Consider the following 24,580-nt stretch of genomic DNA (forward strand, 5'->3'; position numbering starts at 1 on the left):
CGCCCCGTAAGGGGCGCGGGGAGGCGCGCCCCGTAGGGGCGCGCGGAACTGCGCGACCAGCCACAACGAACCCGCAGCTCAAAACCGCACAACCTAGCGGCCGCGCCCCCGCGTTGAGTCGCGCAGCACCACATGCGTGCCGAGCACCAGGTGCTGGCTGTCAGGAAGTTCGTCCCGGTGCAGAGCCAGCCGCACGGCAGCCCGCCCCAGTTCCTCCTGCGGAACGTTGACGGTGGTGAGCGCCGGATAGACGTCCCGGGCCACGGGAATGTCGTCGTAGCCCGCGACGGCGACGTCGTCCGGGATGCGCCGTCCGGCCTCGCGCAACGCCTGGATCACACCGGCCGCGACCATGTCCGTGGCCGCGAAGACCGCCGTGAACTCCCGCTCGGCCGCGAGGAGTTGACGCGTCAGCTGATAGCCGACCGACCGTGAGAAGGCGCCGTCCAGGATCAGCTCGGGGTCCGGGGTGAGACCGAGCAGTTCGTGGGCCCGGGTGAAGCCGCTGATCCGCTGGCTGCTGGTGGACAGGCCGGGCATCCGGCCGACGTAGGCGATGCGCCGGTGCCCGGACGACAGCAGGTGGGTGGTCATGGCGAAGGCGCCGCCCTCGTTGTCGTACTCGACGACCGTGGCCGGCACGCCAGGACCGAGCGGCGGTCTGCCGACGAGCACGAGCCGCGAGCCTGCCCGGTCCAGGGCGTGCGCGAAGTGCGTCATGCGGTCCTGGTAGGCCTTGTCCTCCCATGCCCCGCCGACCACGATCACGGCGTCGGCCCGCTGCTCACGCATGGTCTCGACGACGGCGAGCACGCGCTTCGGGTCGCCGTGCGTGGTGCACAGCATGCACAGCCGGCCCTCCTCGGACGCCTGCTCCTCCACCCCGCGCGCGATATGGGCGTAGAAGGGCCCGGTCACATCGTCGACGACGAACGCGACGGTCTTGTTGGTCGAACCGCCCAGGGCGCGGGCGTGCGCGTTGACCACGTAGTCCAGCTCGCGCATGGCCTTGAGCACCCGCGCGCGCGTGGTGGCGGCGACCGGGTACGTGCCGCCCAGAACACGCGAGACCGTCGAGGCGGATACCCCCGCCCGCGCGGCGACGTCCCTGACCGTGGACGCGTCCCTGCTTGCCTCGGGCTCCGTCTTCTTGGCCACCGCTCGACCCCCTCCCCGCGTTGGTGCACGTCACCCTACGAGACGCGGCGCAGGTCCGGCCCCGGGCCCAGGTGCGGCAGCATCGACAGAACTGGCCTCCCGGCTCAGTGACACGGTTGCAGAAACCGGTCTCTACCGTAGGTGTCGGCGAGTGAGAGGGTCAATGGGGGTGAAAGCGCTTGCCACCCGGATGGCGACCTGGGCCGACCTTAGAGGTAGCTTCCGACAACGAAGGATTTTCCGGGGAGGGACGACAAGGCATGACAGAGCCGACAGGGATGGCAGTGCCGGCAGGCATGGCAGAACCGGCAGGGCCCCTGACCAACTGGGCGGGCAACATCACCTACTCCGCCAAGGAGCTGCACCGCCCGCACTCGCTCGACGCGCTGCGCACGCTCGTCGCGCAGAGTGCGCGGGTGCGGGTGCTGGGCAGCGGGCACTCGTTCAACGAGATCGCCGACCCGGGCAGCGAGGGCGTCCTGCTCTCCCTGACCGCGCTGCCGCCGTCGGTCGAGGTGGACACGGCGGCCCGTACGGTGCGGGTGGCGGGCGGCGTGCGGTACGCGGAGCTGGCCCGGCGCGTCCATGAGCACGGGCTCGCGCTGCACAACATGGCCTCGCTGCCGCACATCTCGGTGGCCGGCTCGGTGGCGACGGGCACGCACGGCTCGGGGAACACCAACGGCTCGCTGGCCTCGGCCGTACGCGAGGTCGAACTGGTCACCGACGGCGGCTCGACCGTGACGATCGGCCGCGGCTCCTCGCGCTTCGACGGTGCCGTGACCGCGCTGGGCGCGCTCGGCGTGGTCACCGCGCTCACCCTCGACCTGGAGCCGGACTTCGAGGTCGCCCAGCATGTGTACGGCCGGTTCCCGCTGGCCGGGCTGGACTTCGAGGCGGTGGCGGCGACGGCGTACAGCGTCAGCCTCTTCACCGACTGGCGGCAGTCGGGCTTCGTACAGGCGTGGGTCAAGCGCCGCACCGACCAGCCGCAGCACGACTTCCCGTGGGCCGCGCCCGCCACCGAGGCCATGCACCCCGTGCCGGGCATGCCCGCGGAGAACTGCACGCAGCAGTTCGGCGTGCCGGGTCCCTGGCACGAACGACTGCCGCATTTCCGTGCCGAGTTCACCCCGAGCAGCGGCGCCGAGCTCCAGTCGGAGTACCTGCTCCCGCGCCCGTACGCACTGGACGCCCTGCACGCCCTCGACGCGATCCGCGGGACGATCGCCCCGGTCCTGCAGATCTGCGAGGTCCGCACGGTCGCCGCCGACACCCAGTGGCTGAGCCCCGCGTACGGCCGGGACACCGTGGCCTTCCACTTCACCTGGATCGATGACACGGCAGCCGTACTCCCCGTGGTGCGCCGACTCGAGAAGGCCCTCGCCCCCTTCGATCCCCGTCCGCACTGGGGAAAGGTGTTCACCACGCCACCGGCCAGACTCCGCAACCGCTATCCACGGCTCGACGCGTTCAGGACCCTGGCCGAGGACCTGGACCCGACGGGCAAGTTCCGCAACACCTTCGTCCGCGAGGTGCTCGGCGCCTGATGGATCAGTACGGCAGGTGCCTCACTTCAGACCACGGTCTTCGAGTTCGTCGGCGCACTCCTCCGGCACCGCCATGACCTTTTGGGTGACCTGGTATGAAGTGGTCGCGGACGGATTGGGCGCTTCCCGCTGCGGATTGAGAGCTTCCCGCTGCGGGTTGAGGGCTTCCTGCTGCTCGCGCTCGGCCTCGGCGCGGGCTTGTTCGATGCTGTCGGCGATCTCCCGGCAGTCGACGGGGTACGGGCCTGTCGGCGTCGGCTCCTCGGCGGGAGACTGCGGCTTGTCCGTGTAGGGCTCGGCGTTGAGGGCGGCGGTGGCGGCGATGCCGGCCAGACACAGCGCCGCCCAGGCGCCGACGACCCTCCGGCGGGTGCTCAGGAGTCGGCCCTCGATCTGTCCAGTTCCAGTTCCACTCGTCGGTTCCCGTCCTGTCTGCCCTGTCTGTAACCGCTGTTGCCTTGAGCTACTTTGTCACTTCGTCGTGGCTTCGGCCGGGGGGATGGGCCGTCTCGTCAGCCCAACAGGGCGTCGTGGGCAAGGAGTTGAAGATGGACCTACAGGACGCGCAGGACACGGCCAAGAGACTGCGGGTGATCAGCGACGAGCTGTCGGACCGTTTCTACGAGCGGGCCGACGTGGTGCGGACGCTGGTGGTGACGCTGTTGGCCGGGCAGCACTCGTTGGTGCTCGGCCCTCCCGGAACGGCGAAGTCCGAGCTGGCCCGGGAGCTCACGGGCAGGGTCGAGGGGGCGGCCTACTGGGAGATCCTCCTGTCGAAGTTCACCGCGCCGACGAGGATGTTCGGTCCCATCGATGTCGCCGCGCTGGCCCGGGGTGAGTACCGCCAGGTCTACGACGGCCGCGCCACGACCGCGCACGTCGCGTTCATCGACGAGATCTTCAAGTGCTCCACGGCGGCCCTGAACGAGACGTTGGGCTACCTCAACGAGCGGATCTACCACCCCGAGAGCGGCGGCGAGCCGATCCGCTGCCCCCTGATCGGGGCCATCACGGCGAGCAACGAACTGCCCAGCGGAGATGATTCGGCCGCGATCTACGACCGGCTGCTGGTCCGAATCGAGGTCAAGTACCTGGAAGACCCCTCGAACTTCGCCGCGCTGGTCCGCTCCGCCGTCAGCCGCCCGGCGGCACCGACACGGACCACCATCGAGCTGGCCGCGTTGCAGCACGCCGTGGCCGAAGCCGTCCCGGCCGTGGACGTCCCCGACGTGATCGTGGACGCGGTGTGCACGCTGCGGGCCGCCCTGCGCCGCAGGGAACTCGTCGCCTCCGACCGCCGGTGGCGGCAGGCGGTGGGCCTGCTCCAGGCGTCCGCGTACCTCGACGGCCGCCCGTCGGTCGCCGAGACCGACCTGTCGGTGCTGACCCATGTGCTGTGGGACTCCCCCGCGCAGCGCCCGACCGTCGAGCGCGAGGTGCTGCAACTGGTCAACCCCGACGCCAAGGAGGCCCTCGACCTGGCCGACACCATCGAGGAGCTGGAGGCCCAGCTCGACGCCATGGCCGGGCAGTCCCGTGAGGCGCTGAGCGAGTGGGTCATCAAGAAGGCCCACAATCAGTTGGCCATGGCGGGGAAGCGCCTTGAGAAGCTGCGCGAGGAGGCGGTGGGCGCCGGCCGCTCCACCGCCGCCATCGACCGAATCACCGGCCGCCAGCGCGCCGTCCGCGCCCGCGTTCTCACCGAGGCCCTCGGCATGGACGCGAGCATGGTGCAGGCCCAGATCTGAACACCGGGCGATCGGGACGATGGGCAGCACAGAATGGACAGCACAGACAGGACACCGAGCAAGCTCGACGAACTGGCGGGCCGGGCCGGGAAGTGGCTGGGCCTGTCCGCCGCCGCTCACGAGCGGCACACCGCGGCCGTGGTCGCGGACCGGTTCGACCGGATCACATGGCGGGACACCTACGAGCAGTCGGCCGGGCTGCGCGATCTGGCCGAGGAGCTGACCGAGCGTTACGGCCGTACCGACCGTAACGGCCGTAGCGAACGTACCGGGAGCGACTACACCACCGACCTTCTGACCGACGCGTTCCTGGCCGCCTACAAGGTCGGCCCGAGGGTGCGCGAGCGCGAGGAGATGGATCCCTCCCGGCTGGTCAACCACCAGGTCATCACCTCACTGTTGGAGTCGAGGGAGTTCGCCGAGCTGCGCCGGGAGACGGTCGGCGACCCTTACGCCGCCGCCATGGCCGTGCTCGCCCAGGCCGCCGCGCTGCGCGGGATGCTGGAGCGCTCCCGGGATGCCCGGGAACAGGCCGAGCGGGCGAAGAAGGCCCAGCAGGACGCCGAACGCGCGGCGACCGCCGTGAGCGAGGCGCTCCGGCAGGCCGCCGACGAGGCAGACGAGGACAGAGAGAACGGCGAGGACGGTGAGAACGCCGAGGACGGCGCCGTGCCGACCCCGGCCGCCGACGCCGTACAACAGGCGATCGAGACCGCCGAGGCAGCCGAGTCCGCTGCGCAGCGGGCCGCCCTGGCCGCCGGGCAGACCCTCGCGGCGGCGGCCCCCGGTGTCCGTGCCGCCGCGCGGAACGCGGCCGCGACGGCCGCCGAGGCCACGCGGCGGGAGGCCGCGCTGATGCGGGCATGGGGCGTTGGTTCCGGCGAGCTGGAGCGGATGCCGTTCGACCAGCGCGCCCGGCTCGCCGAGCGGCTGCGCACCGGCCGTCTCGCGGAGTGGGCCGAGCTGATCGGCCGTTTCCGGCAGATGGCCGGCGGTGAGCGCGCCCACAAGGTGGAGAACGCCGCGGGGGAACTGATCGGCGTCACGCTCGGCAGCGACCTCTCCCGTGTCATCCCCTCCGAGCTGGCCAACCTCGGCCTGCCCGAGCTGCGTGCGGTGTTCGCCGCGCGCTACGCCGCCGGGGAGCTGATGCTCTACGACAGTGAGGGAGAGCAGACCACCGGCCAGGGCGCCGTCATCGCGTGCGTGGACACCTCGCACTCCATGTACGAGGCAGGGCCCGGCGGGGTCACCCGTGAGGCGTGGGCCAAGGCGTGCGCCCTGGCGCTGCTGGATCAGGCCCGCCATGCGGGGCGTGATTTCGTCGGCATCCTGTTCTCCGCCGCCGACAAGCTCCAGATCTTCCGCTTCCCGGCCGGCCAGCCTGCCGGCATCGACCGGATCCTCGACTTCGCGGAGACCTTCCTCGGCGGCGGAACCAGCTACCAGGCGCCGCTGACGGCGGCCGGCAAGGTGCTGGAGGAGGAGTTCAACGACGCCGCCCGCAGGCGCGGCGACATCGTGATGATCACCGATGACGACTGCGGTGTCACCGAGGAATGGATGCGCGGCTGGAACGACGCCAAGCACCTGTTGGGCTTCCGGGTCTTCGGCGTGGCCGTCGGCACCCCACGCGTCGCCGAAGCCGACTCGGTCCTGGACGCCCTGTGCGACAACCTCCGCTCCATCGAGGACCTCACCGACGTCCACGCCGCCGCCGATCTCTTCCGCGTGATCTGACCCGGCCTCTACTCTCCGAGGGCGATGCCAACTGCTCTCGGTCTGCTCTCGGTCTACTCTTGGTCTGCCCTCGGCCCTTGAAAGGCTTTCAATAACCCCTTTCTTAACCCCTTGTCGAATGTCCGTCGCAGGCCATAGCCTTGCGCCGCGCCGGGGCCGACGGCCCGGCATGGGTCTGAAAGGGATCGAGGGGGCCACCCGGTGAAGCGCACATCACGCGACATACGTACCGCGAACCGCTATGAGGTGCTGCGCCAGATCATCGCCGAGTCGCCCACGTCCCGGCAGGAGCTGGCGGCAGCCACCGGGCTGAGTCTGGCCACGGTCGCCACGCTGGTCGGTGAGCTGCTCGATCTCGGAATGCTCACCGAGGTCGGGTTCGAGGACTCTGCGGGTGGCCGCCCGCGGGGCCTCGTGGCCGTCAACGCGTCGGGGGGCGCGTTGATCGGTGTCGACATCGCGGAGACGTACGTACGCGTCGAGCTGTTCGACCTGGCGCTGAACGTGCTGGCCCGCGCGAACGAGGACATGCGCCCCGGTGAGAGCCGCCCGGAGCAGGTCGTCGGGCATGTCGCCACGGCCGTCGGCTCGGTGGTCGCGCAGGCCGGGGTCGAGGGCGCGCGCGTTCTCGGGGTCGGCGTCAGCGTGCCGGGGCAGGTGGACCGCGACACCGGCATCTCCGAGTACGCCCCGAACTGGGACTGGCACGACGTGCCCCTGCTCGACCTGCTCTCCGAGCACATCTCCTATCCCCTGTACTTGGACAATCCGCTGCGCGCCTGCGCGGTCGCCGAGCTGTGGTTCGGCGCGGCCCGCGGGCGCGGGGACGCCGTGGTGGTGAACCTCGGCACCGGAGTGGGCGCCGGGCTCGCCCTCGGTGGCGGGCTGCACCGCGGGGTCAGCAACAGCGCGGGCGAGTGGGGCCACACCACGCTCGTACTGGACGGGCGGCTGTGCCACTGCGGCAACCACGGGTGTGTGGAGACGTATGTGGGAGCGCCCGGAATCATGCTGAATCTGCGGGAGTTGAGCCCCCGCAGCCCACTGCTCCACCCCGAGGACCAGACGGCGACCATCGACGCCCTGGCCCGTGGCGTCGCCGCCCACGATCCGGTGGCGGTCAAGGTCGTCCGGGACACGGCCCGTTATCTGGGTGCCGGCATCGCGGATCTGGTGAACCTGCTCAATCCCGAGGTGGTCGTGCTCAGCAGCTGGGTCGCGGCCACCCTCGGCGAGCCTCTGCTCGACGAGGTGCGCGAGGCCGTGGCCCGGCACGCGCTGAAGCGGCCGCTGGCCGCGACCGAGATCGTCCTGTCCCCGATTCCCACCGATCCGGTGTGCCTCGGTGCGGCGACGTTCGCGCTGGAGGGCGCCCTGTCGTCGGTCATGCAGCGGACCAACCGCCGCACCGCCCCTGCACGGAGCCGTACAGCACCGTCTTCATGACGACGGAAGCCCTCCCTCGTCCGGCATCCCGAACGCTCCACAACTCTTCGAACAGACTTCGTCCAACCCCTTGCCGAAGCCTTAGCCGAAGGTTAACGTCCCGCACCGCACCTCGATTTGAGCCACTGGCTCTTGAGCGTCTGAGCCGCAGCCGCACTTAGAGACAAGGACGTCAGCATGTCGGCAATGAGCAGCAACAACTGGGACCGCCGATCGATACTCCGGGCCGCCGTGGGCGTGGCCGCCGCCGGCGGGCTGGCCGCGTGCGGCGGCAACACCGGGCGCGGGGGCGGGTCAGGTTCGGGCCCCAACCTGGTGCAGTACTTCCACGCGTACGGGGAGCCCGGGACCGAACAGGCCATCAAGAAGTACGCAGCCGAGTACGACAAGGCCAGGGTGACCACGCAGTGGATCACCAGCGCCGACTTCGAGAGCAAGCTCTTCGCGACGCTGCTCACCAAGAACGCGCCCGATCTCTTCGAGTTCCACCCGCAGATCCAGATGGTCAAGAGCGGCCAGGTGGCGGACCTGACCGACATCATCGAGCCGGTCAAGGCCGACTTCAACCCGGCGGACATCGAGTCGCACACGGTCGACGGGAAGATCTACGGCGTCCGGATGATCGACGACCCGCAGTTCTTCTTCTACCGCAAGTCGATGCTGGAGGAAGCCGGCGTCAAGGTCCCGGAGACCCTCGACGAGCTGATCGAGGCCGCCGCCAAGCTCACCACCAAGAAGGTCAAGGGCCTGTACGTGGGCAACGACCTGCACAACATCATCAACCCGTTGATCTGGTCGGCCGGCGCCGACACCCTCAACGAGAAGAACGAGATCGCCTACCACACGGACGGCGTGGTCGAAGGCCTGAAGAAGATGCGCAAGCTGTTCACCAGCGGCGACCTTCTCCTCGGCGCACCGACCGAATCCTGGGACCCCTCCTCGTTCAACCAAGGACTGTGTGCCATCCAGTTCTGCGGCATGTGGGCGATGCCGCAGATCCAGGACGCGCTCGGCGACGACTGGGGCGTCTTCCCCTTCCCGAAGACCGTCGACTCCGGCAAGCAGTCGGTCTACAACGGCGGCTGGTCGATGTTCGTCAACGCCAAGAGCAAGAACGTCGACGCGGCCAAGGAGTACGTCAAGTGGCTGTGGATCGACCAGAAGAAGTACCAGGAGGAGTGGGCCACCGCCTTCGGCTTCCACATCCCGCCGCGCACCTCACTCGCCGAGTCCGCCACCAAGCTCAAGTCGGGCAACGCCGCTGAGGGCGTCAGGCTCTTCAACGAGTTCGGGCACTTCGACAACATCGGCTGGACCCAGGCCATGATCACTTCCCTCGAGGACGTCTTCGCCAACTGCGTCCGCAAGGACGGTGACCCGGAGGCGGCCCTCGACAAGGCCGACAAGGCGGTCAACCGCGAGCTCAAGAAGCTCTTCGGATAGACCACCGAAGGACGGGTTGCACAATGTCGACGACCACCAAGCCCGACCTCGCGAGCTCCGCCCCGGCGAAGGCCTCCCCGGCCAAGCCGCGGCGGGGTCTGCGGGGCAGCAGCACCTTCAACTTCTGGCTCTTCACCGGGCCCTTCTTGTTCGGTCTGGCGCTCTTCGTCTACGTACCGATCTTCTGGAGCGCCTACCTCAGCTTCTTCGAGGCCCGCTTCACCGTCACGCCCGACACGTTCATCGGCTTCGACAACTACAAGTACATGCTGACGAACGACGACTTCGTCGGCTCGCTCGGCACCTTCACCGTCTTCGCCGCGTTCATCGTGCCCACCACCTGGGCGCTCTCGCTGGGCCTCGCCCTGCTGGTGAACCGGCTGCGGTTCATGCGGGCGTTCTTCCGGTCGGTGTTCTTCCTGCCGACCGCGTGCAGCTATGTCGCCGCGTCGCTGATCTGGAAGATGTCCATCTTCAGCGGCGTCCGCTTCGGCCTGATGAACACGGTCCTCGGCTGGTTCGGGATCGAGAACATCGCCTGGCTGGCCGACCCCAATCCGCCCTGGTACTGGCTGGTCATCGTCACCGCACGCCTGTGGCTGCAGGCCGGCTTCTTCATGATCCTGTTCCTGGCCGCGCTGCAGAACATCCCCGCCGAGCTGTACGAGGCCGCCGCCATCGACGGCGCCAAGCCGGGCTGGCAGACCTTCCGGTACATCACGCTTCCTCAGCTGCGCGCCACGTCCACCGCGGTGATCCTGCTGCTGCTCATCGCCGCGTACCAGGCCTTCGACGAGTTCTTCAACCTCCTGTCGAAGACCACGTGGGGTCGTCCGCCCCTCGTCGAGCTGTACTACAAGGCCCTGGGCGAGAGCCAGGACTACGGCGCCGGCAGCGCGGGCGCGATGATCCTGACCGTTCTCATCTGTGTCGTGACCCTGTTCCAGGGCAAGCTCCTGGGCTTCGGAAGGGGGGAGGAGTCCAAGTGACCACCACCATGCCCGACACGCAGAAGACCGCCCAGCCGGCAGGCAAGCCCCGCCGCGTCCGGCGCGGTGGCAGCGTGATGAGCTCCACCGGCCTCTATATCGCCGCCGGTGTGGCCACCCTCCTGTTCCTGGTCCCGTTCTACATTCTGGTCCGCAACGCCCTCTCCACCGATCCCGAGATCACCGGCGAGAACTGGAAGTTCTTCCCCACGGATGTCCAGTGGGGCAACATCACCGAGTTGTTCGACGATCCGCTGGTCCCCTTCGCACGTTCCCTGTGGAACTCCGCGGTCGTGGCGACCCTGCACACCGTCGGCGTCCTGCTGGTGTGCTCCCTGGCGGGCTACGGTCTGGCCCGCATCCCGTACAAACACGCCAACAAGATCTTCTACGCCGTCCTGGGAACCCTGATGGTCCCGACCGCGGTCACCTTCGTCCCCAGCTTCGTGCTGGTGTCCTCGCTCGGCTGGGTGGACACATACCGCGGTCTGATCATTCCGGGTCTGTTCAGTGGTTTCACCTGCTTCCTGTTCCGGCAGTACTTCTTGGGGTTCCCGAAGGAGCTGGAGGAGGCGGCGCGGGTGGACGGACTGGGTTACTGGGGCGCGTACTGGCGCATCGTGGTGCCCAACTCGCTGAACTTCTTCGCGGCGATGGCGACCATCACGTTCATCCAGGGCTGGAACTCCTTCCTGTGGCCGCTGGTCATCGGCCAGAGCCCGGATGCGTGGACGGTCCAGGTCGCGCTCTCCAACTACATGACCAACCAGACCGTCGTCTTCCATACGATCTTCATGGCCACCGCCATTTCCATCCTGCCCCTCCTGTTGGTGTTCCTCTTCCTCCAGCGCTGGCTGGTGCAGGGGATCGCCCAGACCGGCATCAAGGGCTGAGCTAGGAGACCGATGTCCTTCCGCACCACCACTTCCGTCGACTACGTCGAAGACGTCTCACCCGGCAGCGGAGCACTGCCGCCCCGCGCCTGGTACGCCTCCTCGGACGCCGCCTCCCTCTCCCTGAACGGGAGTTGGCGCTTCCGGCTGTCGGCCACCGCCGACGCCGAGGACGACTCGTTCGCGGCCGACGGGTACGACGCCGGGAACTGGGCCGACGTACAGGTCCCCGGCCACTGGGTCCTTCAGGGCCACGGCTCGCCCATCTACACGAACCACCTCTACCCGTTCCCGGTCGACCCGCCGCGCGTGCCGACCGAGAACCCGACCGGTGACCACCTGCGGGTCTTCGACCTGCCCTCCGAGTGGCCGGCGGACGGCGGGACCGTGCTCCGTTTCGACGGCGTCGAGTCCTGCGCCCGCGTCTGGCTGAACGGCACGGACATCGGCGAGTTCAAGGGCTCCCGGCTGCCCCACGAGTTCGCGGTCGGCCATCTGCTGAAGCCGGCGGGGAACGTCCTTGCCGTCCGCGTCCACCAGTGGTCGGCGGGCTCGTACCTGGAGGACCAGGACCAGTGGTGGCTGCCCGGCATCTTCCGGGACGTCACGCTTCTGCACCGCCCGGCGGGCAGCGCGCTCGACTACTTCGTGCACGCTTCCTACGACCACGTCGGAGGCCTCGGGACCCTGCGTGTCGACTCCGACGTCGACGGCCGGGTCACCGTGCCCGCTCTGGACATCGATGTCGCGACCGGCGAGTCCGTGACGGTCCCGGTCGAGCCGTGGACGGCCGAGACGCCCCGCCTGTACGACGGCGTGCTGGCCACCGAGGGCGAGCGGATCCCGCTGCGGATCGGCTTCCGCACGGTCGCGCTCGAAGACGGCCTGATCAAGGTCAACGGCAGGCCGCTCCTCTTCAAGGGCGTCAACCGTCACGAGTGGCACCCCGAGCGCGGCCGTGCCGTCGACCTGGAGACGATGCGCGAGGATGTGCTGCTGATGAAGCGGCACAACATCAACGCCGTCCGCACCTCCCACTACCCGCCGCACCCGGCCTTCCTCGACCTGTGCGACGAGTACGGCCTGTGGGTCATCGACGAGTGCGACCTGGAGACCCACGGCTTCGTCGAGCACGCGTGGCGCGACAACCCGGTGGACGACGACCGCTGGACTCCGGCCCTCATCGACCGTGCGTCCCGCATGGTCGAGCGCGACAAGAACCACCCGTCCGTCGTGATCTGGTCCCTCGGCAACGAGGCCGGCACCGGGCGGGGCCTCACTGCGATGGCCGAGTGGATCCGCGGCCGGGACGGCTCGCGCCTCATCCACTACGAGGGCGACATCAACTGCCGTGACGTCGACATGTATTCACGGATGTACGCGGCCCATGACGAGGTCGAGCGCATCGGCCAAGGTCTCGACGGGGGGACGCACAGGCGGCGCGGGCTCCCCTTCATCCTCTGCGAGTACGGGCACGCCATGGGCAACGGCCCCGGTGGCATCGCCGACTACCAGGAGATCTTCGAGGCGTACGACCGGCTCCAGGGCGGTTTCATCTGGGAGTGGATCGACCACGGCATCAAGGACGCGCGGTTCGGATTCGCGTACGGCGGCGACTTCGGGGAGGAGCTGCACGACGGGAACTTCGTCTGCGACGGGCTGCTCTTCCCGGACCGTAAGCCGTCGCCGGGGCTCGTCGAGTTCAAGAAGGTGATCGAGCCCGTTCGTATTCAGGGTGACGGCTCGGACGGGACGGTCCGGGTCACGAACGCGTACGACTTCGCCGATCTCTCGGAGCTGGCCTTCGAGTGGTCGTACCAGGTCGACGGCAAGACGGTCGAGGCGGGCACCCTGTCCGTGCCCGCGCTCGCGCCGGGCGAGTCGGCGGACGTGAAGCTGCCGACGCCGCCGCCTTCGGACGGACGCGGGGGAGAGACGCAGTGGACGGTACGGGCGCTGCTGGCGGCCGACACCGCGTGGGGGAAGAAGGACCACGAGGTGGCGTGGGCCCAACTGCCGGTCACTCAGCGGTCGTTGCCGACTGTCGTGCCGAGTGGCGGTCCCTCGGCGAGCGAGCGGCTGATCTACCTCGGCCCGGCTTCCTTCGACGTACGCACCGGCGCGCTCAAGACCGTCGGCGGCATCGATGTGACCGGCCTGCGCCTCGACGTGTGGCGTGCGCCGACCGACAACGACGAGGGCGCCTCCTGGCAGGACGACATCCGCTGGGCTTCACTGTGGCGCAAGTACGGACTGCACCGCATGCAACACCGCCTGGACGGCGTCGAGTTGAGCGACGACGCGTTGACCGTACGGACCCGGGTGGCGCCCGCCGCCTGGGAGGTGGGCCTGCGCACGGTCTACCGGTGGACGTCCGACGGCTCGCGGCTGATGCTGACCGTGTCCGTGGCGCCCGAGGGTGACTGGACGGTGCCGTTGCCGCGGCTGGGCATTCGCTTCGGGCTCGCGCAGGCCGACCAGGTGAAGTGGTTCGGCGGCGGGCCCGGCGAGGCGTACCCGGACACCAAGTCGGCTTCCATGCTGGGCCTTTGGCACTCCTCGGTGGACGAGCTGCAGACTCCGTACGTGCGCCCGCAGGAGAACGGTGCCCGGGCCGACGTCCGCTGGGCGGAGCTCGGCGGGCTGCGGATCGAGGGCGACCCGGAGTTCTGGCTCACGGCCAGGCGCTGGACCAACGAGCAGCTGGACGCCGCACAGCATCTGACGGACCTGACTCCCGACGACACAGTCTGGGTCAACCTCGACCACGACCAGCAGGGCATCGGCTCGCAGTCCTGCGGTCCTGGCGCGCTGCCGCAGTACCAACTGCGTGCGGCACCCGCCGAGTTCTCGTTCGTCTTCTCTGAAAACCGTGGCTGACACGGTCATACCGACCGCGGTCGACCGGCTCTTCAGCCGGGCGGCCGCGGTCGCCTCATGTGTGGGTTTCGTCCTCATCGGCATGCTCCAGGCGCTCTACGGCCCGTCGGTTCCGGGTCTGCGCGAGGAGTTCGGCCTCTCCCCCTCCTCGGCCGGACTCGGTCTCAGCCTGCACTTCACGGGCGGCGTCGCGGGTGTCCTGGCCTTCAACGCCATCCACTCCAGGATCAGCAACAGGGCGCTGCTCGCGACGAGTTACGCCCTGATGGCGGCCGGCGGCGCGGGCTTCGCGCTCGCCCCGAACTGGCCTCTCGCACTCGCCGCGGCCTTCCTCGGCGGCCTCGGCTTCGGCGGTATCGACTACGGCCTCAACCAGCTCTTCGCGGTCGGCTTCGGCAACCGTTCGACCGCGATGCTCAACATTCTCAACGCCCACTTCGGCATCGGCGCCGTACTCGGACCGGCGCTGATCGCCTGGACGGGCCCGGACGGGTACGCGTACGCCTTCGGGGCGTGTGCGGTACTGGCGGGCGCGCTGGTCCTGTGCACGGGCGGCGTGGGCAGGCAGGCGCCCCCGCTGTCCGTGGAAAAGCTGTCTGCGGAGAGACCTGCCACCGGCGGCCTTCTCTCCCGCGTACTGATCGGCTTCCTCGCCCTCTATGTCCTCAACGTCGCCGTCGAGACGGGCGTCGGCGGCTGGGAGCCCACGCATCTGGAGACCGTCGGCTACAGCGCCACCGTCGCGGCCTTCGCCACCTCCGTGTACTGGCTGATGATGACCGCCGGCCGCTTCCTCGTCGTGCCGATCACGCTGCGGTACTCGCCCGAGCGCATCCTCACCGTGTGCGCGGCCGGGATGACGGCGTGCCTGCTGCTCGCGCTGATTCCGGGAGCGGCCCCATGGGCGTACGCGGGTGTGGGCCTGTTCATCGCGCCGGTCTTCCCGACCGGGCTGCCCTGGCTCAACCGGGCCCTTCCCCAGGCGAAAAGGGCTGGCGCCTGGGTGATTGCAGCATCGATGATCGGTGGGGTGGCGGCTCCTCCGCTTCTCGGGATGGGCATCGAGGCCTCCGGGATCCGCGCGGTGCCCTGGCTGCTGACAGTGCTGTCGGCCTCCAGTCTCGTCGCGACCGTATGGCTGATCAGGCTGACCAGGAGGTCCGCTGCATGAGCGGCAGCATCGAGGTCCGGGGCCTGTCCCGGACCTTCCACACGACCGTGCGCCGCCCCGGTTTCATGGGCGCCGTCAGATCCCTGGTCAACCCGGAGCGGGTCGCCAAGGACGCCGTCTCCGACATCAGCTTCGAGGTGGCGCCCGGCGAACTCGTCGCCCTGCTCGGCCCGAACGGTGCGGGCAAGTCCACCACCATCAAGATGCTCACCGGCATCCTCACGCCCACGGCCGGCGAGGCACGCGTCGCGGGCGTCGTCCCGTACGAGGAGCGCGAGCGCAACGCCCGCAACATCGGGGCCGTGTTCGGGCAGCGCACCCAGTTGTGGTGGGACCTGCCGGTGCGGGAGTCCTTCGCGATCCTGCGGGACATCTACGAGGTGCCGAAGGCCGAACACGCGGCGCGCCTCAAGGAGTTCGACGAGCTACTCGACCTGTCGTCCTTCTGGGACACGCGGGTCCGGCACCTCTCGCTGGGCCAGCGGGTGCGCTCCGACCTGGCCGCGGCGCTGCTGCACGACCCGCCCGTGGTGTTCCTCGACGAGCCGACCATCGGCATGGACGTGGTCGTCAAGGAGCAGGTGCGGGAGTTCCTGCGGTACCAGGTGGAGGAGCGCGGGCGCACGGTTCTGCTCACCACGCACGACATGACGGAGGTCGAGCGGCTCGCCGAGCGGGTCGTCCTCGTCAACCACGGGCGCCTGGTCCTCGACGGGACGCTCGACGAGATCCGCCGCCGGTTCGGCTCGATCTGGCAGGTGCGGGTCACGCTCGCCGACGCGCACTGCGATGTCGTACCGCTGCCGGGCATCGCCGTGCTGCGGCGCGAGGGCCCGGAGGTCGTGTTCGGCCCGGACGGGGCCGCCGCGCCCACGGTCCACCAGGCTCTCAAGCAGGTCATCGAGCGGTACGAGGTGACCGGCATCGCGATCGACGAGGCCGACCTCGAGGATGTGATGAGGGCCGCGTACGTGCATACGGAGCCGGAGCCGGCGCACGAGCCCGCGCCTGCGCCCGCGCCAGAAGGGGTCTGAAATGGCCGCCTCGTACGCCTGGCGCGTCGCCCGGGTCACCCCGCTCGGCGAACTGCACACCCCGCCCCGTATGACCGCGGTCCTGCTCCGGCTGACCGTGCAGGTGGTGCTGGTGGCGTCCCTGTGGCAAGGCCTGTACGCGCACACCGGCACCACCGCCGGACTCGACCGTGATCAGGCGGTCTCGTACGCCGTGCTGGCCGTCCTGGCGAGCCGCATCCGGGATCTGGACCAGTACGCGGGCCGGGACACCGTGATCCAGCACATGCACTTCGGGACGATCGTCTACTGGTACCTCCGCCCGCTGCCGCCCCAGCGCTACTACGCGATGCGGGCGCTCGGCGAGCAGCTCTACGGGTTCGCCTGGGCGCTCGCCGGATATGGGGTCTGCCTGGCCGTCGGGGTCGTGCAGCCGCCCGATTCGGCCGCCGTGGCAGGGGTGTTCGCACTCAGCCTGCTGCTCGGCCAGCTGGTCCAGTACTACATCATGCTGGTCACCGACCAGATCTGCTTCTGGGCGCTGCGCAACGGCGCCGCGATCATGATCCTGATCTTCGCGCAGAACCTGCTGTCCGGGGTGTACGCGCCGCTGTGGTTCTTCCCGGACTGGTTCATCACGATGAGCGCCTTCCTGCCCTTCCAGGCGACGCTGAGCGTGCCGCTGTCGCTGTACGTGGGCCGGATCCCGCTGTCGGACGCGGGCTTCCAACTCGCCGTACAGGCGGCCTGGATCGTGGCCCTGGCCCTGTTCACCCGGCTGCTGTGGCGGCGGGCCGCCCTGCGCGTGATCTCACAGGGAGGCTGAGCCGTCATGTCGCTGAAGGCCCTTCGCCTTGTGTGGCGCATCACCGCCCTGAACTTCCGCGCGCAGCTGGAGTACCGCTCCGAGTTCCTGATGATGGTCGCGATCGGTGCGATCTGGCAGGTGTCGGTGATCGTGTTCGCCACGGTGCTGCTGTCCCGGTTCACCGGGATGGGCGGCTGGGACAGCTCGGACGTGCTGCTGATCCCGGCGACGCGGATGCTGGCGCACGGCCTGTTCGTGCTGTTCCTGGGGCGGATGCACGGCATCGGCCGCTTCATCCAGGAAGGGATGGTCGACGTCTACCTGGTGCGGCCCATGCCGGTGCACCGCCAGGTCCAGTTGCAGGTCTTCCCCACCAACGCGATCGGTGACCTGACGGTGGCGGCGGGCCTGATGGCGGGCGCGTTGGCCCGCAGCGACCTGGACTGGACGGCGCCCCGGATCACGTACCTGATCGTCTGCGTCCTCGGCGGCATGCTCCTCGAGGCAGCCATGTTCACGGTGGTGGCCTCCGCCTCGCTGCGCTTCCCGGCCGCCGACTACTGGAGCCGCTGGCTGGAGGAACTGCTGGGCACCTTCGGCAGCTATCCGCTCAACGTGCTGCCGAAAGCGGTGAGCGGTTTCCTGACGTTCGGACTGCCCCTCGCGTTCGTGGCGTACTTCCCCGCCGCCGTCCTCACCGGCCACGGCCACGACACCGGCGTCCCGTACTGGCTGGCGGCGATCTCGCCGCTGCTGGGCGCGCTGGCGTATCTCGGGGCGCGACTGCTGTGGCGGTGGAGTCTGCGGCACTACACGGGCGTCAACGGATGACGACGACAGCGGCCTCCGCCGGCTTACGCCCCCGCCTCGCCGTCGGCCTGGTCTTCGTCGTTCTCGGGGCCACGCAGGGCGGCTGGATGGCCCGTATCCCCGCGATCCGCGGCGCGGTCGGCGTGGACACCGCGCAGTGGGGCCTGCTGAGCAGCACATCCGCGGCGGGTGACCTGGTCGCGATCGTCCTGATCACCGTCCTGATCGGCCGGGTGAGCACCCGGCTGCTCGGCCTCGCGGCCGCGGCCCTGGTGCTGCTCAACGCGCCCGTGCTGGCGGGGGCGTCGGCGGTTCCCGCGCTGGTGGTGGGCCTCACGGTGTGGGGAGTGGGAGCGACCTTCCTGGCCACGCCCGTCAACGCGCTCGCCGTCTCGGTGGAACGCGAACAGGGCAGACCGTTGATGTCGGGCTTCCACGCCGCCTACAGCTGCGGGGTGCTGGCGGGCGGCGCCCTGGGCACGCTCGCCGCGGCCACGGGGGTCTCCCCCGGCGTCCAGATGGCGGCCAGCAGCGCAGTCCTCGGAGCGTTGCTGCTGGCGTCGGCCGGCTGGCTGCCGGAGGAGGAGACCCGCGAGGAGAGGCGCAAGGCGCGGCGGCAGTCCATCAGGCACCGCTTCACTCCCCAGCTGGTGCTGCTCGGCTCCGTCGCGTTCCTGGCCTCCTTCGTCGAAGGGGCGGCATCCCAGTGGAGTTCGGTCTACACGGCCGACTTCCTGGACGAGGGGCCGGCGCTCGGCGCGGCGACGTACACATGCTTCTCGGTGGCGATCCTCGTCGGCCGCCTGCTGGGCGACCGTGCCGTGGCCCGCCTGGGCCGCCGCTCCTTCGTGCGCCTCTCACTGCTGACCGCCGCCCTGGGCGTGACACTGGTCCTCGTCCGGCCCACCCTGCCGCTCGCCGTGGCCGGCTTCACCGTCGTCGGCCTGGGCATCGCCTGTGTGCTCCCGGCGGTGATCGCCCTGGCCGGCCGGCAGCGCGGCGTACCGGCCGGCGAGGGGGTGTCGGTCATCACCATCGGCCAGTGGCCGGGCTTCCTGCTGGCGGGCCCGGCCGTCGGCGTCCTGTCCGGCGTGACCACCCTCCGTCTGGCCCTGGTCACACTGGTCGTCGCGGCCGTGGGCGCGGCCGTGCTGGCGAACGGGGTCCGGGAGGCCGGGCTGGAGACGCTGGAGACGCCGAAGACCGAGCCGTAGTGAGAATCATCGGCCGGCTCAGCTCTGGGCCAGGTTCTTCTCCAGGACGTCGATGTAGTTGAAGATGAAGTGATCCCTGATGCCGTCGCTGCCCGGGGCGAGGAGATCGGCCGTCAGGCCTCGGGCCCGGTCCGTGAGCGCGCCCAACAGGGGCATGGATTCGCGCAGCTTGCCGTTGGCGTCGATGTAGCGCAGCAGTTCGGTGTGGGTGTAAAGCGGCTCGGGCGGCAGGTGCGGCACGATGTCGTTGTTGTTCACGAAGCGGTGGGTGCGCTTGGCGAACGCCTTGTCACAGGCCGCGGCGAGCACCCGGTCGCACACGCGGGGCTGGCCGAAGGTGATGATGCCGTCGGCCAGCAGCTTCGGCTCCTCGAAGTGCAGCCGCGCCCCGGCGAGCATGGCAAGGGCGCCCCCGAGGCTGTGACCGGTGATCCACACCGTCTGCCCGTTGGTCCGCGATTCCTCCAGCGCCTCCTTGACTTGGGGAAACACCGAGTCCAGGGCTTGACCGAAGCCGTAGTGGACGAGTCCCTTCTGCCCCGGGCCCGGCCACGGCGGCGTGTTGATGTCGGAGAGCCAGTCCTTGATCTGCAGCGGCTCGGTCCCACGGAAGGCGATGACGATCATGTGGTCGTTCGCCATGGTGTACGCCTGCGTGTCCTCGAGCGGGAACGGCGGCTTGAACGTCGTGTGGTGGTGACGGACACGGTCGAAGCCCCACTTCCCGGCCTGGGCCTCGATGGTGGCCTCGTCCTTGTACGCCAGGTCGGAGGCCCGGCACATCCAGTAGGCGTGCTCCAGGCTGTACGTCTTCGTCCGGTGGTCGATGGTGGCGGGGTTGGGCATCGCGCGCTCCCGTGGTGAGTCAGGGATGGGTGAGGCCCCGTGCGAGACCGGGGCCTTACTCGTCATTGCCGTAAAACGGAACGCATAGGACGTCAGGGACCCAAAGATCACTCGGACGAGTCGCTCGGCGTGTGCGGCAGGTGCCGGGCCTGACAACGCGGCGTCGTCGCAGTGTCCAAATCGCCTTGCGTGGCGCGTCGGTCTGAATGACTGCGGATCCGACCGGTTCCGCGGTCACCGGAACCCGAGCCGTCCCTCTCCCAGAAGGACGGGCAACAACAGGAGGCAGCCATGCGCAAGCTGACCGTCGGCACTCTGGTGTCCCTCGACGGGATCTTCGGCGATCCCCGCTCATGGGCTTCGGAGTACTTCGACGACGAGGCGGCGGAACGGTCTCTGCGGAAGCTGATGGCCGCCGACGCCATGCTCATGGGACGTCACACCTACGAGTACTTCGCGCCGTCCTGGTCCGCGCTGACCGGGCCGTACCCCGACCGCATCAACGCCATGCCGAAGTACGTGTTCTCCTCGACGCTGACCACGGCGGAGTGGAACAACGCGACGATCGTCTCCGGCGACCCCGTGCGAGCGGTCAAGGAGATGAAGCAGCAGGGCGACGGCGACCTGGTCATCTACGGCTACGGGCAGCTCGCCCGGACTCTCCTCGAACACGATCTCGTCGACGAGGTCGACTTCTGGGTCCACCCCGTGGTCCTCGGCGACGGGGTCCCGCTGTTCCGGCCGGGGCAGCTCAGGCGCCTGCGGCTGGTGTCGGCGCAGCCGTACTCGACCGGAGTCGTATCGCTCCGCTACGCCACATCCTGAAATCCGTCCCCGTCAAATCCGCCCCCGCCGGCCTGTCCAAAAGCACCTCGCTGCCGCGTCGGCTTGATGAACGGCACCAACGGGGTGGCCGACGCAGACCAGAGGGAGCGAGAGCCATGGCGAGCTGGCAGTCGGAAGCGGTCAGGGAGGCCTACCGGGCCTGGACGGCCGAGCTGCATGATCCGGACACGACACGGCGGGAGCCTCGCGAGACCAACGACCACTGGGGTGACCTGACGGCCGAACCCCGCGGAGTCGACTACATCGAGACCGACGCGGGCGGGGTCCCCGCGATGTGGGCGGCCCCGAAGGACAGCGACCCGGACCGAGTACTCCTCTGCCTGCACGGCGGCGGCTTCGTGGGCGGATCGCTCTACACGCACCGTAAGCTGTTCGGCCACCTCGCCAAGGCGACCGGGGCGCGCGCACTGATCGCGACCTATCGGCACACACCGGAGCACACGTATCCGGCGCAGCTGGAGGACGCGGCCGCCGCGTACCGGTGGCTCCTCGACCAGGGTGTCGCCGCGCACCGGATCGCGGTGGTCGGCGACTCCTCCGGGGGCGGGCTGGCCGTCAGCACGATGCTGCACGCCCGCACCACGGGGACGCCGACCGCGGCCGCGCTGCTGCTCCTGTCCCCCTGGGTGGACATGGAGGTGAGCGGAGAGTCGTACGAGACCAACAGGGAGACCGACGCCTACTTCCAGCGGGAGGTCGTGCGGCAGCTGGCGGGCATGTTCCTGGGCGGGGCCGGTCCCAGGGAGCCGCTGGCCAGCCCCCTGCACGCGGACCTCGCGGGGCTGCCGCCGATGTTCATTCAGGCAGGCGGCGACGAGACGCTGCTGGACGACAGCCGTAGCCTGGAGAAACGCGCACGGGACGCGGGGGTCGAGGTGCGGCTGGATGTCTTCGCCGAGCAGCAGCACACCTTCCAGATGGCCGCGGGCCGTGCGCCGGAGGCCGACGATGCCATCGCCCGGTTCGCGGACTGGGTCCGTCCCCGGCTGGGGCTCACCGGAGGAGACCACTGATGCCGCAGTACATGCTGCTGCTGTACGCCCCCGACGTGGACGAGGCCGGGCGCGCGGAACGCTGGGCCGAGATGCCGTTGTGGACGGAGGTGACGGACAGTCTGCGCGAGGCGGGGCTGCTCGTCGCGAACGCGCCCCTGCACGGAGTCGAGACGGCGACGACCGTACGGGTGCGAGGGGACGAGACCGAACTCACCGACGGCCCGTTCACGGTCACGAAGGAGATCCTGGCCGGCTTCTACATCCTGGAGTGCACAGGTCTCGACGAGGCCCTCACACACGCCGCGCGGCTGCCCACCGCACGCTACGGATCGGTCGAAGTGCGGCCGGTCATGGGTGTCGGCGAGCTGCCCGCCACCGGTCCGGTCACGGGGTCGTCGGAGCCGTGACCGGCGGATACGGACCCGTGACCGGTGGAAACCGGCCCGTGGCGGACGGATACCGCTCCGTGGCCGGTGGAAACCGGCCCGTGGCCGACGGAAACCGGCCCGTGGCCGGTGGACACGCGCCCACGCCCGGCACGCCCGGCACGTCCGGTCGACCGGCGGAGGCGGACGATCCCGCTGCCGCCGCGGTCGCGCGCGTCTTCCGGGACGAGCGGGTCGCCGTCCTCGCGACGTTGATCAGGCACGTCGGCGACATCCAACTCGCCGAGGACGCCGTGCAGGACGCGTTCGCGGCCGCGCTCGGCGCCTGGCGGCAGGACGGCGTCCCGCACACCCCCGGAGCATGGATCACGGTCGCGGCCCGCAGACGCGCGATCGACCGACTGCGACGGGAGAGCTCCCAGTCCGAACGCACCCGGCGCCTGGCGGAGTTGATCCGCCTGGACCAGGCGGAAGAGGCACCGATGACGCGCGATGACAGCGTGATCCCGGACGACCGGCTGCGCCTGATCTTCACCGCCTGTCATCCCGCACTCGGCCTGCAGGCGCGGGTGGCGCTGACACTGCGCGTCGTCGGAGGACTGACCACGGGCGAGATCGCGCGGGCGTTCCTCGTGGCGGAGCCGACGATGGGCAAACGGATCGTACGGGCCAAACGCAAGATCGCGCATGCCCGCATCGAGTACCGCGTGCCCACCGAGGCCGAGCTTCCCGAACGGCTCGGCAGCGTCCTGCGGGTCACGTACCTGATCTTCAACGAGGGGTACGCCGCGAGTGCCGGCGAGGTTCTGGTGCGCGGCACGCTGTGCGCGGAGGCGATCCGCCTGGGACGGTTGCTGTGCGAACTGCTGCCCGATGAACCCGAGGTGCGGGGGCTGCTGGCGTTGATGCTCCTGCACGACGCCCGGCACGCCTCTCGCGTGAGCGGTGCGGGGGAATGGGTGGGACTGGACGACCAGGAGCGCTCCGCCTGGGACCGTGACGAGATCGCCGAGGGACTGCTGACGCTCAAGCACGCCTTGCGACTGCGGCGACCGGGCCCGTACCAGCTCCAGGCCGCGATCACCGCGCTGCACCTCCAGGGGGCCGAACTTGGTGTGACCGACTGGCAGCAGATCGCGCATCTGTACGGTGTGCTGGCCGGCCTGGACCCCTCGCCCGTGGTCGCACTCAACCACGTCGCCGCCGTTGGCTTCGCCGTCGGCCCCGAACGGGGTCTGGAGATGCTCGCCCCTCTGCTCGGCCATCCCGCACTGGCCCGATACCAGCCGCTGCACGCGACGCACGCCGACCTGCTCAGACGGACAGGCGACGCGGCGGGTGCCGCCGAGGCCTACCGACGGGCCATCGCCCTGACCACCAACGAGGTCGAAAGCGCCGAACTCCGCCGCAGACTGCGCAGCCTCTGACGCAGGGCCTGCGGCCACGTGCGCCGTCATCGCACGGGACCCCGTACGGCCGACAGCGAGCCGAGGAAGTCCGTGCTGTCCGCCCACTGATCCACGCCACCGATCAGCGGCCGGGAACGCAGCTCCGGATCGGTGACGGTCTCGCTCAGTGCCTGCGCGAAGCGTTCGGCGTGCAGGACCAGGAACGGGCGGCTGTGGTAGCGGCGACGGGTGGGGTCGACCGGTTCGGCGAGGCCGGACTCGTTCTGGAGGGTGCCGACCTTCTCGTACGCGTCGCACAGGTGCCGTTCCCGGTCCGCGTACTCCGTCGCGGCGAGCGCTCCGCGCAGTGACGGGGTGAGGTCGGCGGCCACCGGCAGCCGGGCGAAGGCGCTGCCGAGCCACTTGCTGTACGGGGCGTACGTCCGCGACAGCAGCAGGCACAGCCGCATCAGGTCGCGGACCAGCCGCCCGGCGACCACCGCGGAGCCCAGCTCGTCCCCGACCTCCGCGCAGCGGCCGACGAACGCCTCCTCCTGGGAGAGCCGCTGCCACTGGCAGGCCAGCAGGTGGCGCCACACCTGGTCGGGATACCAGGCGAGGCGCCGCCGTACGACGCCCAGCGTGCCGAGTCCGTCGTGGAAGACCGCGCCCGCCGTCACCTCCGCGAGCCGCTGCTGGGGGATGGACAGCCAGTCGTGCACGGCCAGTTCGGTGGTGTCGAGCGCATCCACGCCGAGCGCATCTACGCCGAGAGCGTCCACGCCGAGCCGCGCCACGAGCCACGGCCCGAGCCCGTCCACGGACACCCGGTGATCGACGGGCCCGTCGACCAGCTCCATGTGACCCGACACCGGGTCCAGCACGTCTTCCTCCCTGCGACGGAAGTGCGTGGGCCAGCCGCGCACCTCCTTGGGCAGACGCTCGGCCAGCAGCCGGTGAATCCGCTCACCGCGCGCGGAGACGTCCTCCACGGACAGGAAGAGGTTCAGCTGCGGCCCCCACTCGTGATCCGCCGACCGCGCCGTGTCGAAGCCCAACACCTCAGAACCGGAACCGATCCGCGCGGCCGTGTACCGCAGCCCCGGATACACCTCGGCGAGGATCGGCCGCACCGCCTCCTCGTACAGAATCCGGGAGAGCTCGAGCCCCGGAAGGAAGGCAGTACCGGGCGCGGCAGGTGGTATCGCCATACGACCACTCTGCCGCCACCGCCCCACCCCCACCCCCCCAATACA

The 24,580-nt window shown here is 69.8% G+C and carries 20 protein-coding genes; 17 read left to right on the forward strand and 3 right to left on the reverse strand.

The window, feature by feature from the left end; translation table 11 throughout:
- Window positions 1–93: 93 nt before the first annotated feature.
- Window positions 94–1,158: a substrate-binding domain-containing protein gene (locus G5C60_RS21795; RefSeq protein WP_165261817.1), complete on the reverse strand. Its 1,065-nt coding sequence runs from the start codon at window positions 1,156–1,158 to the stop codon at window positions 94–96.
- A 260-nt stretch (window positions 1,159–1,418) separates the two neighbouring features.
- Here G5C60_RS21795 and G5C60_RS21800 point away from each other — a divergent pair, with 260 nt between their 5' ends.
- From G5C60_RS21800 to G5C60_RS21860, 13 genes are all read left to right on the forward strand, one after another.
- Window positions 1,419–2,708, forward strand: a complete 1,290-nt coding sequence (locus tag G5C60_RS21800; RefSeq protein ID WP_420907397.1) for an FAD-binding protein — start codon at window positions 1,419–1,421, stop codon at window positions 2,706–2,708.
- 548 nt (window positions 2,709–3,256) lie between these two features.
- A complete protein-coding gene (locus G5C60_RS21805; protein WP_165261819.1) occupies window positions 3,257–4,456 on the forward strand; it encodes an AAA family ATPase in 1,200 nt (399 codons plus the stop codon).
- Between the two features lie 33 nt (window positions 4,457–4,489).
- Window positions 4,490–6,196, forward strand: a complete 1,707-nt coding sequence (locus G5C60_RS21810; protein WP_165261821.1) for a VWA domain-containing protein — start codon at window positions 4,490–4,492, stop codon at window positions 6,194–6,196.
- Window positions 6,197–6,397: 201 nt separating this feature from the next.
- Window positions 6,398–7,642, forward strand: a complete 1,245-nt coding sequence (locus G5C60_RS21815) for an ROK family protein (protein ID WP_165261823.1) — start codon at window positions 6,398–6,400, stop codon at window positions 7,640–7,642.
- A 177-nt stretch (window positions 7,643–7,819) separates the two neighbouring features.
- Window positions 7,820–9,085, forward strand: a complete 1,266-nt coding sequence (locus G5C60_RS21820) for an ABC transporter substrate-binding protein (RefSeq protein ID WP_165261825.1) — start codon at window positions 7,820–7,822, stop codon at window positions 9,083–9,085.
- A gap of 23 nt (window positions 9,086–9,108) precedes the next feature.
- Window positions 9,109–10,074 carry a carbohydrate ABC transporter permease gene (locus tag G5C60_RS21825; protein WP_165261827.1) on the forward strand — a complete coding sequence of 322 codons (966 nt, stop codon included), beginning with the start codon at window positions 9,109–9,111 and terminating at the stop codon, window positions 10,072–10,074.
- The gene (locus G5C60_RS21830) at window positions 10,071–10,967 is read left to right on the forward strand and encodes a carbohydrate ABC transporter permease (RefSeq protein WP_420907398.1); all 897 of its coding nucleotides are present in this window, start codon (window positions 10,071–10,073) and stop codon (window positions 10,965–10,967) included. Before G5C60_RS21825 ends, G5C60_RS21830 begins: the two co-directional genes overlap by 4 nt.
- A 12-nt stretch (window positions 10,968–10,979) precedes the next feature.
- Window positions 10,980–13,847, forward strand: coding sequence for a glycoside hydrolase family 2 TIM barrel-domain containing protein (locus G5C60_RS21835; protein ID WP_165261829.1), 2,868 nt, complete (start codon window positions 10,980–10,982; stop codon window positions 13,845–13,847).
- A complete protein-coding gene (locus G5C60_RS21840; protein WP_165261831.1) occupies window positions 13,840–15,018 on the forward strand; it encodes an MFS transporter in 1,179 nt (392 codons plus the stop codon). The genes G5C60_RS21835 and G5C60_RS21840 overlap by 8 nt, the downstream gene beginning before the upstream one ends.
- Entirely contained in the window at window positions 15,015–16,052 is a 1,038-nt protein-coding gene (locus tag G5C60_RS21845) for an ABC transporter ATP-binding protein (protein WP_165261833.1), read from the forward strand. The genes G5C60_RS21840 and G5C60_RS21845 overlap by 4 nt, the downstream gene beginning before the upstream one ends.
- 1 nt (window position 16,053) lies before the next feature.
- Window positions 16,054–16,857, forward strand: a complete 804-nt coding sequence (locus G5C60_RS21850) for an ABC transporter permease (RefSeq protein WP_165261835.1) — start codon at window positions 16,054–16,056, stop codon at window positions 16,855–16,857.
- Window positions 16,858–16,863: 6 nt separating this feature from the next.
- Window positions 16,864–17,670, forward strand: a complete 807-nt coding sequence (locus G5C60_RS21855; protein WP_206439826.1) for an ABC transporter permease — start codon at window positions 16,864–16,866, stop codon at window positions 17,668–17,670.
- A complete protein-coding gene (locus tag G5C60_RS21860) occupies window positions 17,667–18,863 on the forward strand; it encodes an MFS transporter (RefSeq protein ID WP_165261837.1) in 1,197 nt (398 codons plus the stop codon). The genes G5C60_RS21855 and G5C60_RS21860 overlap by 4 nt, the downstream gene beginning before the upstream one ends.
- Before the next feature lie 18 nt (window positions 18,864–18,881).
- Here the strand turns inward: G5C60_RS21860 and G5C60_RS21865 are convergent, their stop codons facing one another.
- The gene (locus G5C60_RS21865) at window positions 18,882–19,709 is read right to left on the reverse strand and encodes a lipase family protein (RefSeq protein ID WP_165261839.1); all 828 of its coding nucleotides are present in this window, start codon (window positions 19,707–19,709) and stop codon (window positions 18,882–18,884) included.
- A gap of 291 nt (window positions 19,710–20,000) precedes the next feature.
- Between G5C60_RS21865 and G5C60_RS21870 the strand changes: the two genes are divergently transcribed.
- The 4 genes from G5C60_RS21870 to G5C60_RS21885 all read left to right on the forward strand — a co-directional run bounded on the left by G5C60_RS21870 (window position 20,001) and on the right by G5C60_RS21885 (window position 23,363).
- Window positions 20,001–20,534 carry a dihydrofolate reductase family protein gene (locus G5C60_RS21870; protein ID WP_165261841.1) on the forward strand — a complete coding sequence of 178 codons (534 nt, stop codon included), beginning with the start codon at window positions 20,001–20,003 and terminating at the stop codon, window positions 20,532–20,534.
- A gap of 116 nt (window positions 20,535–20,650) precedes the next feature.
- Window positions 20,651–21,568: an alpha/beta hydrolase gene (locus tag G5C60_RS21875; protein ID WP_165261843.1), complete on the forward strand. Its 918-nt coding sequence runs from the start codon at window positions 20,651–20,653 to the stop codon at window positions 21,566–21,568.
- A complete protein-coding gene (locus tag G5C60_RS21880) occupies window positions 21,568–21,957 on the forward strand; it encodes a YciI family protein (RefSeq protein WP_165261845.1) in 390 nt (129 codons plus the stop codon). Before G5C60_RS21875 ends, G5C60_RS21880 begins: the two co-directional genes overlap by 1 nt.
- A gap of 17 nt (window positions 21,958–21,974) precedes the next feature.
- Window positions 21,975–23,363 (forward strand): RNA polymerase sigma factor, encoded by a 1,389-nt coding sequence (locus tag G5C60_RS21885; RefSeq protein WP_338145887.1) that lies wholly within the window; start codon window positions 21,975–21,977, stop codon window positions 23,361–23,363.
- A 26-nt stretch (window positions 23,364–23,389) separates the two neighbouring features.
- On the opposite strand, the gene G5C60_RS21890 is transcribed toward G5C60_RS21885, so the two are convergent.
- Window positions 23,390–24,535 (reverse strand): DUF4037 domain-containing protein, encoded by a 1,146-nt coding sequence (locus G5C60_RS21890; protein WP_165261877.1) that lies wholly within the window; start codon window positions 24,533–24,535, stop codon window positions 23,390–23,392.
- Between the last annotated feature and the right edge of the window lie 45 nt (window positions 24,536–24,580).

The sequence above is a fragment of the Streptomyces scabichelini genome (assembly GCF_011045015.1).
GTDB classification, from domain to species: Bacteria; Actinomycetota; Actinomycetes; order Streptomycetales; family Streptomycetaceae; genus Streptomyces; species Streptomyces scabichelini.

Bases quoted from the DNA above. Each gene is read 5' to 3' on its own strand.
- G5C60_RS21800 (WP_420907397.1), top strand. From the start codon at position 1,419: ATGACAGAGCCGACAGGGATGGCAGTGCCGGCAGGCATGGCAGAACCG.
- G5C60_RS21805 (WP_165261819.1), top strand. From the start codon at position 3,257: ATGGACCTACAGGACGCGCAGGACACGGCCAAGAGACTGCGGGTGATC.
- G5C60_RS21810 (WP_165261821.1), top strand. From the start codon at position 4,490: ATGGACAGCACAGACAGGACACCGAGCAAGCTCGACGAACTGGCGGGC.
- G5C60_RS21820 (WP_165261825.1), top strand. From the start codon at position 7,820: ATGTCGGCAATGAGCAGCAACAACTGGGACCGCCGATCGATACTCCGG.
- G5C60_RS21825 (WP_165261827.1), top strand. From the start codon at position 9,109: ATGTCGACGACCACCAAGCCCGACCTCGCGAGCTCCGCCCCGGCGAAG.
- G5C60_RS21835 (WP_165261829.1), top strand. From the start codon at position 10,980: ATGTCCTTCCGCACCACCACTTCCGTCGACTACGTCGAAGACGTCTCA.
- G5C60_RS21845 (WP_165261833.1), top strand. From the start codon at position 15,015: ATGAGCGGCAGCATCGAGGTCCGGGGCCTGTCCCGGACCTTCCACACG.
- G5C60_RS21850 (WP_165261835.1), top strand. From the start codon at position 16,054: ATGGCCGCCTCGTACGCCTGGCGCGTCGCCCGGGTCACCCCGCTCGGC.
- G5C60_RS21855 (WP_206439826.1), top strand. From the start codon at position 16,864: ATGTCGCTGAAGGCCCTTCGCCTTGTGTGGCGCATCACCGCCCTGAAC.
- G5C60_RS21860 (WP_165261837.1), top strand. From the start codon at position 17,667: ATGACGACGACAGCGGCCTCCGCCGGCTTACGCCCCCGCCTCGCCGTC.
- G5C60_RS21865 (WP_165261839.1), bottom strand. From the start codon at position 19,709: ATGCCCAACCCCGCCACCATCGACCACCGGACGAAGACGTACAGCCTG.
- G5C60_RS21870 (WP_165261841.1), top strand. From the start codon at position 20,001: ATGCGCAAGCTGACCGTCGGCACTCTGGTGTCCCTCGACGGGATCTTC.
- G5C60_RS21875 (WP_165261843.1), top strand. From the start codon at position 20,651: ATGGCGAGCTGGCAGTCGGAAGCGGTCAGGGAGGCCTACCGGGCCTGG.
- G5C60_RS21880 (WP_165261845.1), top strand. From the start codon at position 21,568: ATGCCGCAGTACATGCTGCTGCTGTACGCCCCCGACGTGGACGAGGCC.
- G5C60_RS21890 (WP_165261877.1), bottom strand. From the start codon at position 24,535: ATGGCGATACCACCTGCCGCGCCCGGTACTGCCTTCCTTCCGGGGCTC.